The 12,978-nt window shown below is 71.7% G+C and carries 9 protein-coding genes; all 9 read left to right on the top strand.

Annotated elements, in window-relative coordinates; genetic code table 11:
- The first annotated feature begins 1 nt into the window (after position 1).
- Positions 2 to 982, top strand: coding sequence for a sugar ABC transporter permease (locus AB0959_RS21325; RefSeq protein WP_366828000.1), 981 nt, complete (start codon positions 2 to 4; stop codon positions 980 to 982).
- Between the two features lie 2 nt (positions 983 to 984).
- Positions 985 to 1,884 (top strand): carbohydrate ABC transporter permease, encoded by a 900-nt coding sequence (locus AB0959_RS21320; RefSeq protein ID WP_366827999.1) that lies wholly within the window; start codon positions 985 to 987, stop codon positions 1,882 to 1,884.
- Between the two features lie 7 nt (positions 1,885 to 1,891).
- Complete coding sequence (locus AB0959_RS21315; protein ID WP_366827998.1) at positions 1,892 to 3,157, top strand: 6-phospho-beta-glucosidase; 1,266 nt, start codon at positions 1,892 to 1,894, stop codon at positions 3,155 to 3,157.
- Positions 3,158 to 3,177: 20 nt separating this feature from the next.
- On the top strand, positions 3,178 to 4,182 hold the full coding sequence (locus AB0959_RS21310) for a BadF/BadG/BcrA/BcrD ATPase family protein (protein WP_366828085.1): 1,005 nt from the start codon (positions 3,178 to 3,180) through the stop codon (positions 4,180 to 4,182).
- Between the two features lie 308 nt (positions 4,183 to 4,490).
- The gene (locus AB0959_RS21305) at positions 4,491 to 5,930 is read left to right on the top strand and encodes a hypothetical protein (RefSeq protein WP_366827997.1); all 1,440 of its coding nucleotides are present in this window, start codon (positions 4,491 to 4,493) and stop codon (positions 5,928 to 5,930) included.
- A 26-nt stretch (positions 5,931 to 5,956) separates the two neighbouring features.
- Entirely contained in the window at positions 5,957 to 6,985 is a 1,029-nt protein-coding gene (locus AB0959_RS21300) for a glutamate ABC transporter substrate-binding protein (RefSeq protein ID WP_366827996.1), read from the top strand.
- Between the two features lie 154 nt (positions 6,986 to 7,139).
- Complete coding sequence (locus tag AB0959_RS21295; RefSeq protein WP_366827995.1) at positions 7,140 to 8,474, top strand: hypothetical protein; 1,335 nt, start codon at positions 7,140 to 7,142, stop codon at positions 8,472 to 8,474.
- A 33-nt stretch (positions 8,475 to 8,507) separates the two neighbouring features.
- Positions 8,508 to 11,159: a tetratricopeptide repeat protein gene (locus tag AB0959_RS21290; protein WP_366827994.1), complete on the top strand. Its 2,652-nt coding sequence runs from the start codon at positions 8,508 to 8,510 to the stop codon at positions 11,157 to 11,159.
- Between the two features lie 3 nt (positions 11,160 to 11,162).
- Entirely contained in the window at positions 11,163 to 12,803 is a 1,641-nt protein-coding gene (locus tag AB0959_RS21285) for a PP2C family serine/threonine-protein phosphatase (RefSeq protein ID WP_366827993.1), read from the top strand.
- Positions 12,804 to 12,978: the final 175 nt, after the last annotated feature.

Below are 12,978 nucleotides of genomic sequence, written 5' to 3'. Positions count from 1 at the left end.
CATGGCCACGACTACATCCACGACCGCAACCACCAGCACGTACACCGCGTACACGCTGCGCGCCAAGCGCAGGAAGGCGGCTTTCACGACCGCCGCCTTCCTGTCGCCCTGGCTGATCGGTTTCGCCGTCTTCTTCGCCTATCCGCTGATCTCGACGGTCTACTTCTCGTTCATGCACTACGACGGGTTCAGGCCGCCGGAGTTCAGCGGGGCGAAGAACTGGCTCTACGTCTTCAAGGACTATCCGTACTTCTGGCCCGCGATGCGCAACACCCTGTGGCTCGTCGTCGTGATGGTCAGCCTGCGGGTGCTGTTCGGGCTCGGCATCGGGCTGCTCATCACCAAGATAAAGACGGGTACGGGTGTCTTCCGGACGCTGTTCTACCTGCCCTACCTCGCCCCGCCCGTCGCCGCGACCATGGCGTTCGCCTTTCTCCTCAACCCGGGTACGGGACCGGTCAACTCGATCCTGGAGAAGATCGGGATCCCGGCTCCGGCCTGGTTCAACGACCCCACCTGGTCCAAGCCCGCGCTCACTCTGCTCGCCCTGTGGGGCGTCGGCGACCTGATGGTCATCTTCATGGCCGCGCTGCTCGACGTCCCCAAGGAGCAGTACGAGGCCGCCGAGTTGGACGGCACCTCGGCCTGGCAGCGGTTCCGGTACGTGACGCTGCCGAACATCTCGCCGATCGTGATGTTCGCCGTGGTCACGGGCGTGATCCAGACCATGCAGTACTACGCGCAACCACTGATCGCCGGAAAGGTCGCCTCGGGTGTCATCCAGGGCGCCGGCACCAACTTCGAGCCGGGCTACCCGGAGAACTCGACCTGGACGCTCCCCCAGGTCGTCTACAACCTCGGCTTCCAGCGCTTCGACTACGGCTCCGCCTGTGTGGTCGCGCTCGTGCTGTTCGCGCTGTCCATGGCGTTCACGGGGCTGCTGATGCGGCGCCGCGGCGGGCTCATCCAGGCAGGTGACTGATCATGACCCAAGTACTGGACCAGCCGGTGCGTACCGCCCCTTCGGCGCCGGACACGGCCGCCGAGCGCACCGCCCGGCGCAAGGCGCTGCTCGAGTGGGTCGCGATCCACTCCCTCGGCGTGGCCGCCGCGCTCTTCTTCGTCCTGCCGTTCGTGTTCGTGTTCCTGACCTCGCTGATGAGCGACAGCCAGGCGCTCAGCCGCGATCTGATCCCGCACACCTGGGAGTGGGCCAACTACAAGAAGGTCTTCGACACCCCGGGCTTTCTGACCTGGTGGAAGAACACGCTGTTCTACGCGGGCCTGGGCACCGTCCTCACGGTCGTTTCGTCCATCCCCGCGGCGTACGCGCTCGCCAAGTTCCGCTTCCGTGGCCGGAATCTGGCGATGATGCTGGTGATCTCGATGATGATGCTGCCGCCCCAGGTGATCATCATTCCGATGTACCTGTTCTGGGCGAAGCAGCTGGACCTGTCGGGCACGTTGTGGCCGCTGATCATCCCGATGGCGTTCGGTGACGCGTTCTCCATCTTCCTGCTGCGCCAGTTCCTGATGACCATCCCGAACGAGTACCTCGACGCGGCGCGGGTCGACGGCTGCGGCGATCTGAAGACACTGCTGAGGGTCGTGCTGCCGATGGCGAAGCCCGGCATCTCGGCCGTGGCCCTCTTCCAGTTCTTCTACGCCTGGAACGACTACTTCGGGCCGCAGATCTACGCTTCCGAGAACGCCGGTGCCTGGACGCTGAGTTACGGCCTGGAGTCCTTCAAGGGCATGCACCACACCGACTGGAACCTGACCATGGCCGCGACCGTCCTGGTCATGGCCCCCGTGATCCTCGTGTTCTTCTTCGCGCAGAAGGCGTTCGTCGAGGGCGTCACCCTGACCGGAGTAAAGGGTTGATACTGGTATGAAGCTCACCGTGGTCGGCGGAGGATCGACCTACACTCCCGAACTCATCGACGGGTTCGCCCGGCTCAGGGACACGCTGCCGATCGAGGAGCTGGTGCTCGTCGATCCGGCGGCCGACCGGCTGGAGCTGGTCGGCGGCCTGGCCCGGCGCATCTTCACGCGGCAGGGCCACGACGGGCGGATCGTCACGACGAGCGACCTGGACAAGGGCGTCGAAAGCGCGGACGCCGTGCTGCTCCAGCTCCGCGTCGGCGGCCAGGCGGCCCGTCAGCAGGACGAGACGTGGCCGCTGGAGTGCGGCTGCGTCGGACAGGAGACGACGGGTGCGGGCGGCCTCGCCAAGGCGCTGCGCACGGTGCCGGTGGTGCTGGACATCGCCGAGCGGGTGCGGCGCGCCAACCCGGACGCCTGGATCATCGACTTCACCAACCCGGTGGGCATCGTGACCCGGGCCCTGCTCCAGGCCGGGCACAAGGCGGTCGGGCTGTGCAACGTGGCCATCGGCTTCCAGCGGAAGTTCGCCGGACTGCTCGGCGTGACCCCCACCGAGGTGCACCTGGACCACGTGGGCCTCAACCACCTCACCTGGGAGACCGGTGTACGGCTCGGCGGCCCCGAGGGCGAGGACATCCTGCCCAAGCTGCTCGCCGAGCACGGTGACGCCGTGGCGGCCGACCTGCGCCTGCCGCGCCCGGTCATCGACCGCCTGGGCGTGGTCCCGTCCTACTACCTGCGCTACTACTACGCGCACGACGAGGTGGTGGAGGAGCTGCGCACGAAGCCGTCGCGTGCCGCCGAAGTGGCGAAGATGGAGAGGCAGTTGCTGGACATGTACGCCGACCCGGCGCTGGACGAGAAGCCGGAGCTGCTCGCCAAGCGGGGCGGGGCGTACTACTCGGAGGCCGCGGTGGACCTGGCGGCGGCGCTGCTGGGCGGCTCCGGCAGTGCGTTCCAGGTCGTGAACACGTACAACCGGGGCACCCTGCCGTTCCTGCCGGACGACGCGGTGATCGAGGTGCAGGCCGCGGTCGGCCCGCACGGCACGTCCCCGCTGCCGGTGGCGCCCGTGGACCCGCTGTTCGCGGGGCTGATGGCGAACGTGACGGCGTACGAGGACCTGGCGCTGGACGCCGCCCTGCGCGGTGGCCGCGAGCGGGTCTTCCGGGCGCTGCTCGCGCACCCGCTGATCGGGCAGTACGCGTACGCCGAGACCCTCACCGACCAGCTGATCGCGCACAACCGGGAGCACCTCGCGTGGGCGTGACCTCGACGGGAGCCGCGCCCGTGCCCGGCGTCGACGGCACGGCGCCGGCTCCCGGCACGGCCGGCCTCGTACTCGCCGTCGACGCCGGCAACAGCAAGACCGACGTGGCGGTGATCGCGGCCGACGGCGAGGTCGCCGGGACGGGGCGCGGCGCCGGGTTCCAGCCTCCGACCGTGGGGATCGAGGCGGCGGTGGACGGGCTGGCGGACGCCGTGCGGCAGGCCTTCGCCGCCGCGGGCGTCACCTCCGTCGCCCATGTCTCGGCCTGCCTGGCGAACGCCGACTTCCCGGTGGAGGAGGAGCAGTTGGCCGCCGCCCTGCAGGCGCGCGGGTGGGGGCAGAGCGTGGACGTGCGCAACGACACCTTCGCGATCCTGCGGTCCGGGATCGCCGAACCGCGCGGGGTGGCCGTGGTCTGCGGGGCGGGCATCAACTGCGTCGGCATGCGCCCCGACGGCCGCACCGCCCGCTTCCCGGCGCTCGGCCGCATCTCCGGGGACTGGGGCGGTGGTTGGGGCCTGGCCGAGGAGGCCCTGTGGCACGCGGCCAGGGCGGAGGACGGACGGGGTGAGCCGACGGCGCTCGCCCGCACGCTGCCGGCCCACTTCGGGCTCGGTTCCATGTACGCGCTCATCGAGGCACTGCACCTGGAGCACGTGGAGCCGGTCCGCCGGCACGAGCTGACGCCGGTCCTGTTCGCCACGGCGGCGGACGGCGACCCGGTGGCCCGCGCCCTGGTGGACCGTCTCGCGGAGGAGGTGGTCACCATGGCCACGGTCGCCCTGACCCGCCTGGACCTCCTCGGCGAGGAGACTCCCGTGCTCCTCGGCGGCGGGGTCCTGGCGGCCCGTCACCCCCGGCTCGACATCCGCGTCCGCGAACTGCTGGCGGCCCGCGCCCCCAAGGCGGTCCCCCAGGTCGTCACGGCCCGGCCGGTGCTGGGTGCGGCCCTGCTCGGCCTCGACCGTGTGGGTGCCGGGGACGGCGTGCATGCGCGCGTGAGGGCGTATTACGAAGGAGACTGAGCCCCTGGTGGGCGTCCCTCCGACTCCCCTGGTGGGCGCCCCTCCGACTCCCCTGGCGGGCATCACCCGAAAGTGTCCTATCCCGGTGGGAACCGAACCGAACCCGATCGCGTATTCATGGGCGGGGGGTGGTGCGGGAAGCCTCTCGCGGTGCGGGGATCCGGTATCCGGGGCCGCCGTCCGAACAAGATCCAGTCAAGACCTGTTCGGATGTCGGTCCCGACGGCGATACTTGCGGCCGTGCGCCTCCGTTCACGGTGCGGTTCACCGGGCGGAGGTGACCGACGGATGACCATGGGGGAGGTCAAGTGACGTACACGTCGAAGGGGAGCGCGGCGCCACCGGGCCAGGCGGCGCCCACGCTCCCGGCCGTCCCGCCGCAGGCCGCGCGTCCGGCTCCGCCCGCGGCGGCCGCGGCGCCGGAGGCGGGCCCACCGCGCCGCACGGCGTTCATGGAGGGCGTCGACGAGCTGCGCGCGGCCGCGACGACCGAGCCGGGCCGGCTGCGGATCATCGGGGCGGCCCTCGCCCTCCTGGTCGTCGCGTTCGGCGCCGTCACCGCCTGGCAGATGTCGGACCGCTCGGCCGCCGCCGACGACGTGCTCCACAGCAGCCAGCCCCTGAGCGCCGCCGCGGCCAATGTCTACCGCGCCCTCGCCGACGCCAACACGGCGGCCTCCAGCGGCTTCCTCGCCGGCGGCCAGGAGACCCCCGCCTCCCGCACCCGGTACGAGAAGGACATCGAGGAAGCCGCCGACGGCCTGGCGGGCGCGGCCGCCGCCTCCGACCCGGGCTCCTCCTCCGCGAAGACCATCGCCGAGCTCAACACACTGCTGCCCGAGTACAAGGGCCTCGTCGAGCGGGCCCGCGCGAACAACCGGCAGGGCTACCCGCTGGGCGGCGCCTACCTGCGGTACGCGAACCAGAAGATGCAGGACGACATGCTCCCGAGGGCCGAGCGTCTCTACAACAACGAGAACCGGCGCCTGAGCGACGACTACGACAGCGCGACCGCCTACCCGTGGGCCGCGATCGGCCTCGGCGTCCTCGCTCTCGGCGCCCTCGTGTGGGCCCAGCGCCGCAACTACCACCGCACGAACCGGGTGCTGAACCACGGCCTGGCCGGCGCCACCGCCGCCTCCACCCTGGTCCTGCTGTGGCTCGTCGTCGGCCACACCGTCGCCCGCTCGGAGCTCCTCGCCTCGTACGACAACGGGGTGGTCTCGGTGAACGTGCTGAACGACGCCCGGATCGCCTCCCTCAAGGCGCGCGGCAACGAGAACCTGACGCTGGTCAGCCGGGGCGCGGAGACCACCGAGAGCGGCGACGACAAGTTCGACAGCGACTTCAAGCTCGACATGAACAAGCTCTCGTCGTATCTGGCGAAGGCCGAGGACATCGCCGACGACCAGTCGGGCGAGCGGCCCGTGAAGGCCGCCACCGGCAACATGAAGGTCTGGCTCGAACGCCATGACCAGGCCCGCGAGTCCGACAACGACGGCGACTACCAGGCCGCCCTCAGCAAGATCATCGGCTCCAAGAAGGACGAGCCGACGGGTGAGTGCTTCGACAGCGTCGTGAAGAACCTGGAGAAGGCGCTCGGGCACGAGGAGACCGAGTTCAAGCTGGCCGCCGGGGACGGCAGGGACGCGATGAGCGGGCTCCCCCTGGGCGCCGCCCTGCTCGCCGTGCTGGGTGCCGCGGGCGCCGTGCTCGGCATCGGGCGCAGGCTGTCGGAGTACCGGTGATGAGGGCGGTGGAGGGAGGCGCGGTGATGAGTGCGGCACGACGGCTGAGGGCCGGCCTGAGGGGCTGGGGCGGAGTGGGCGCGATGGGGGTCGCCTGCGCCCTCACCGCGACCTTCGTGCTGCTGCCGCTGCGTGACGCGCCCCTCGACGGCAGTGCGGGCACCGGCGGTCAGGGCCTGACCCGGGGCACGTACGCGAAGGCGGACGACTGCAAGGACGCCGACGCCTGGAAGCAGAGCCCGGGGCCGTCCTCCGACGAGGGCGGCAGGACGGTCGCGGCCATCAAGAAGCGCGGCTACCTGGTCGTCGGCGTCGACCAGAACAGCTACCGCTGGGGCTATCGCGATCCCAACAGCGAGAGCGACAGCGCGGATCTCGAAGGCTTCGACATCGACCTCGCGCACCGCATCGCCGACGAGATCGTCGGCGGCGACCCGAAGAAGAACATCCGCTTCAAGGCCGTACCCACGAACCAGCGCATTCCCGCGATCAAGAATGGGCAGGTGGACATGGTGGTCCGCACCATGACGATCAGCTGCCAGCGCCTGAAGGACGTCGCGTTCTCCGCCCCCTACTTCACGACCGGCCAGCAGGTCCTCGCCCCCAGGTCCTCCTCGATCGACGGATACGACGACTCGCTGGCGAGGAAGAAGATCTGCACGGCGGCCACCTCCACCGCGTACGAGAAGCTGAAGGCGGACCAGGAGCACGGCGACCTCGTCTCCTCCGCCGACATATCCACCACCGTCCCCAACCAACTCGACTGCCTGGTAAGGCTCCAGCTCGGCGAGGTCGACGCCGTCGTCACGGACGGCGCGCTCGCCGCGAGCCAGGCCGCGCAGGACCCGACGGTCGCGCTCAAGGGCAGGCCCTTCACGACCGACTACTACGGCGTGGCGATGAAGAAGGACGCGCAGGATCTGGTACGCCGGGTCAACCAGGTCCTGGAGGACTACCGCGACAGCGGCTGGCAGCAGTCGTACGACAAGTGGCTGGCCCCCACCCTCGGGAAGGACCCGGCGAAGTCGCGGCCGCCGACGCCCGACCACAGGTGACCGACGACCCGGCACAGCGGCGCCGGCCCGAACAGACGGACCGTGAACCGTAAGTCCGAAAAGACCAGAATCCCAAGCCGAACAACCGACCTGATACGACTGGAGCGTTGCCCGAGCGCCGTGTGCGCGGGGACGACGGAGCGAGAGGTGATCGATGGGCGTCACGGGATCCACCGGGCCGGTGATGGACCGGGACGAGGTGGACCGTGCGCTGGCGCGGCTCGGCGCGGAGCACGAGGCGATCGAGACCTCGCTCCTCGCCCTGCAGGACCACGCGGGCCGCAGACTCCTCGAAGGCGCCGAGCTCACGGGCACCACCAAGGAGCGCTGGACGGCCGCCGAGGCGTCGATCACGCTGCTGTGGGCGTACTTCGACGCGTACACGGACGCCCTGCGTTCCGCCCGCGAGATCCGCTCCCGCCGCCGCTGGTCGAGCCGTGAGGACCTGGTCGAGCTGACCGAGTTGCTGCGCGGCCAGTGCGTCACGGTCGCGGGCAGCACCGCGGCGGCGGCCAACGTGCCGACGCTGACCGGGCCGGGCAGGCTGAGCGAGCAGTTCACGCTGGCCGAGCTCGTGGAGCGGATGAACGAGCTGTACGCGACCTCGCTGGACATGGTGGTCGCCGCCGACGCGGTCTGGTCGGCACTGCCCGCCCGGATCGATTTACTGGCCGCCGAGTTGCAGCGCACCCGCCAGCTCGCGCACTCCGTGGGCGTCCGCCCCGGCGAGCACCCGGCGGGCGACGACCTGGAGCGGATCACCCGCACGCTGACCTCCCTGCGCGAGCGGGTGGTGTCCGACCCGCTGGCCTACTGGTCTCCCACGCAGGGCAGTTCGGCCCCCGGCGGCGGCCGCCCGGACACCTCGACGTACGACCGTGAGGCGCGCGCCCTGGAGGACGTGCGGCGCGAGATCGACGCCGTACTGACGGTCCGTCAGGATGCGGAGGCGCGGCTGGTGAAGCTCCGGGACGTGCTCAGCCGCGCGGACCGTACGCTCGCCGAGGCACGCAGCGCGCGCGGTGAGGTGCTCGCGAAGATCGCCGCGACGGAGGTGCCCGTGGTCAGCGGCCCGCCGACCGTGCTGCAGGAGCAGCTCGCGACGGCCGCCGACTACCGCAGACGCGCCCAGTGGCACCGTCTGTCCCCGCTCCTGGAGTCCCTTGAGCAGAAGGCGGAGGACGAACTGCTGCGTGCCCGCGAGTCGTTGACCGCGGTCACCGCGCCGCTGGCGGTCCGCGCCGAGTTGCGGGGCCGCCTCGACGCGTACCGGGCGAAGGTCGCACGGCACGGCCTCGCGGAGGACCCTTTCCTCATCGAGCGGTACGACGCGGCCCGCCGCATGCTGTGGAGCGCGCCCTGCGACCTGCGGGTCGCCGAACAGGCGGTGCTCCGCTACCAGCACGCGGCCGCGGAGCTGCTCGGCAGCGGTGTGCCGGGGCAGGGCGGGGCGAGTCAGCCACAGGACCGGAGGGGGCCGGGCGCGTGAGCGACAGAGGTGATGCGGTATGGGTGATGCGCTATGAGTGAGCAGCAGGCGTGCCAGCGGCCCGACTGCTCGGGTTCGTACGAGGACATGGGCGACGGCGAGCTGTACTGCGACACGTGCGGTCTGGCGCCGGTCGTCGCGGCGAACGGCATGGTGAGCTCACCGGCGACGGGGATCACCGCCGGAGGCGTCGGCGGCAAGGGCTCCCGCGGATCGAGCCGGTCGAGCCGGTCCAGCGGGTCGAGCGGCAGTTCCCGCACCAGCTCGCGGACGTCCTCGCGGTCCTCGCAGTCCCGGCGCTCGGTCTCCGGCCGGCTCTCGCGTTCCCTGTCGGGCAAGTCGACGGGCCGCTCGGTGTCGGTGCGCAGCTCCGGTTCGTCCGCCGGTTCCTCCGGGCGGGCCCGCCTGGGCGCCGGTCTGGTGCAGGTCCCGCAGGTGCCGCGGCCCGACCCGCGCGCGATGGTCCTGGACAACCCCGAGGTGCCCGAGCGCAAGCGGTTCTGCTCGCGCTCGGACTGCGGGGCGCCGGTGGGGCGGGCGCGCGGCGAACGGCCGGGGCGTGTGGAGGGTTTCTGCACCAAGTGCGGCCACCCCTACTCGTTCGTCCCGAAGCTGAAGGCCGGCGACGTCGTGCACGGCCAGTACGAGGTCGCGGGCTGCCTCGCGCACGGCGGTCTCGGCTGGATCTACCTGGCCGTCGACCGTGCGGTGTCGGACCGGTGGGTCGTGCTGAAGGGCCTGCTGGACACCGGTGACCAGGACGCGATGGCCGCCGCGATCTCCGAGCGCCGCTTCCTCGCCGAGATCGAGCACTCCAACATCGTCCGCATCTACAACTTCGTCGAGCACCTCGACCAGCGCACCGGCTCGCTGGACGGGTACATCGTCATGGAGTACGTCGGCGGCAAGTCGCTGAAGGAGATCGCCAACGGCCGCCGCACGCCCGCCGGGAAGCGCGACCCGCTGCCGGTGGAGCAGGCCTGCGCGTACGGCATCGAGGCGCTGGAGGCCCTCGGTCACCTGCACAGCCGCAACCTGCTGTACTGCGACTTCAAGGTCGACAACGCGATCCAGACCGAGGACCAGCTCAAGCTGATCGACATGGGCGCGGTGCGCAGGATGGACGACGAGGAGTCGGCCATCTACGGCACGGTCGGCTACCAGGCGCCGGAGGTCGCGGACGTGGGGCCCTCGGTGGCCTCGGACCTGTACACGGTCGCCCGCACGCTCGCCGTCCTCACCTTCGACTTCCAGGGCTACACGAACGTGTTCGTGGACTCCCTGCCCGACCCGGACCACATCGAGGTCTTCCGCCAGTACGAGTCGTTCTACCGGCTGCTGGTGCGTGCCACCGACCCCGATCCGGCCCGCCGCTTCGCCTCCGCGCAGGAGATGGCCGAGCAGCTCACGGGCGTGCTGCGCGAGGTCGTGTCCCTGCAGACGGGGCGGGCGCGGCCGGCGCTGTCGACTCTGTTCGGGCCCGAGACCAAGGTCACGGACACGGAGTTGTTCGGCGAGCTGGACGGGGACGTGTCACGGCTGGGGGTGCGGGTCGCTCCGGTGCGCGTGCGCGGGAGGAAGGGCGCCTTCGCGGTGGCGGCCCCGGGCGGCACGGCACCGGGCGGGACGGGCACGGGCGGAACGGCACCATCGCGTGGGACGGCACTGGGCGGGACGGCGTCGAAGGGGGCGCAGGGTGTTCAGCCCTTGCCGCTGCCGCCGCCGAGCGCCGCGGCCATCCTGGTCAGGCAGCTCGACACGGCCGCCGCGGCGCTCGCGCTGCCCGTCCCCCGGATCGACCCCGGTGACCCCAACGCCGGGTTCCTCGCCGGGCTCATCGCCTCGGCGCCCGCGGAGCTGATCACCGCGCTGCACGCGGCGCCCACCGGCTCGCTGGAGCTGCGGCTGCGGGAGTTGCGGGCCCGGCTGGAGATGGGTGGGTTCGCCGGTGCGGTCGGCACGCTGGACGCCCTGGAGCGGGACCACCCGGACGACTGGAGGGTGGTCTGGTACCGGGGAGTGGCGGCGCTCGCGACGGGCGACCACGAGAGCGCGGCGCTGGCGTTCGACGCCATATACGACGCGTTCCCCGGAGAGCCCGCGCCGAAGCTGGCCCTCGGTCTGTGCGCGGAGGTCCTCGGGCAGCTGGACAACGCGGCCGAGTACTACCGTCTGGTGTGGTCGACCGACCCCAGCTATGTGAGCAGTGCCTTCGGGCTCGCCCGGGTGCAGCTCGCGGCCGGCGACCGGAGCGCCGCCGTGCGGACACTCGAGTCCGTCCCCGAGGCGTCGATCCACTACACGGCGGCCCGCGTCGCCGCCGTACGGGCGCGTCTGCGTCACCGTACGAACGAGACCACCGGATCGCAGCTCCTCGACGATCTCACCGCGGCCGCGGGCCAAGTGGAAGCCCTCGGCGGATACGGTCTGGACGCCGTGCGCCGCGAGCAGTTGTCCACAGAGGTCCTCGGCTGCGCGCTGGACTGGGTACTCTCCGGTAGCCAGGGTTCAGCACCACCAGCGGGCGGCGGGCGTGTGCTGCTCGGGAGCGCGCTGGACGAGCGCGGCCTCCGCTTCGGCCTGGAGCGCTCGTACCGCACGCTGGCCCGGCTCGCGCAGGGCGGCGAGGAGAGGATCGACCTGGTGGAACGTGCCAACCGTTACCGCCCCCGGACGTGGGTGTAGTTGATGTCGCAGATGCCCCAACTGGCCGCCTGCCCGAGCTGCGAGTGGCCTCTCGAATCGGGTGACCGCTTCTGCGGTGCGTGCGGGTACGACCTGTCGGTGGTCCCCGCACCGCCGCAGGACTCCCCCACGATCACCATGAACGGGACGGCACCACCCCCGTCGCCCGGGGCCGCGCCGGTGGACTGGCCGGTCGCCCCCCACGCCGGCAGCTCCGGCGTGCCGGCACCGGCGCATCTGCCCAGCGACATCCATGGAACGGACTCGGGAGGTTCCGAACTGCACGCCCAGGGGCAGCAGTCGAACGCGGCCGAGCCGCACCCACAGGGGCCGCAGCCGGGCGGCGCCGAACCACACGTACAGGGACAGCAGTTGAGCGGCGCCGAACCACAGGCACAAGGACAGCAGTTGAGCGAGAGCGTGGCGCGCGCCCAGGGATCGCAGGGACAGCAAGGGCCACAGGGACCGCAAGGGCACCAGGGGGCGCAGGAGCCGCAAGGGCCGCAGGGGCCGCAGTCGGGTGAGGCCGAGCGTTCGGCGCGTGGGGTGCGGTTCGACCGGCCCACCGAGTCCGCCTCGCCTTCCGCGCCTTCTTCGCCTTCTTCGCCTTCCGCACCCTCTTCGGCGTCCTCGCCGTCCTCGCACTCCGCCGACGCGGGGGACTACCACCTGGCGGCGCCCCAGCCCGTCGACCCCCGTACCGCGGACCTCTCGACTCCCCCCGCGGGCACGAAGACCTGCGTGGCGTGCCGGGCGGGACAGGTCGACCGGGACGGCTACTGCGAGAACTGCGGCCACGCCCAGCCCCGTGAACGCGACCACATGGAGCAGGAGTTGGGAGCCGTGGCCGCGGTCAGCGACCGGGGGCTGCGCCACCACCGCAACGAGGACGCGTTCGCGGTGTCCTCCACCGCCCTGACCGACGGCACGCCCGCGGTCGTCGCGATCGTGTGCGACGGCGTGTCGTCCGCGACCCGCCCCGACGACGCCTCACTGGCCGCGTCCCGCGCCGCGAGCGAGGCGCTGATGGAGACGCTGCCGCGCGGCACACACCCGCAGCAGGCCCTGCACGACGCGATCGTCGCCGCCTCGAACGCCGTCAACTCCCTGGCCGAGGAGCCCGAGACGGCCCAGGAGCACGCTCCGCACCAGAACGCGCCGGCGTGCACGCTGGTCAGCGCCGTCGTCACCTCCACCCTGCTGGTCGTGGGCTGGGTCGGCGACAGCCGCGCCTACTGGGTCCCCGCGGACCGCAGCACACCCCCGGCCCGGCTGACCGAGGACGACTCCTGGGCCGCGCAGATGGTGGCCGCGGGACTGATGAGCGAGGCCGAGGCGTACGCCGATCACCGTGCCCACGCCATCACGGGCTGGCTCGGCGCGGACGCGTACGAACTGGAGCCGCACACCGCTTCCTTCAAACCCGACCGCCCGGGTGTAGTGGTGGTGTGCACCGACGGGCTGTGGAACTACGCGGAGAGCGCCGAGGAGATGGCCGAGGTCGTCCCCCTCGACGCCGCACAGCGCCCACTGCACGCCGCCCAGGTTCTGGTGGGCCACGCCCTCGACGGCGGGGGCCACGACAACGTAACAGTGGCCGTCCTCCCGTTCCCGGCCCCGCCCCAGGGGGCAGGATCGGCCTGAGGGCGCCCACGCGCGCGGACGCCGTCACGGCCGTGTGGGAGCGGCCAGGGAACGGCCGTCTGGGAGCGGCCGGGGTTACGGCCGTGTGGGAGCGGCCGGGGTTACGGCCGTGTGGGAGCGGCCGGGGTTACGGCCGATCGACGGGGTCGGCCGGGCGGGCCGGAGGGGACCGGTC

Source organism: Streptomyces sp. NPDC046862, from assembly GCF_040704615.1.
Taxonomy (GTDB): Bacteria; Actinomycetota; Actinomycetes; order Streptomycetales; family Streptomycetaceae; genus Streptomyces.
This window is presented reverse-complemented; position numbering and strand designations above follow the sequence as displayed.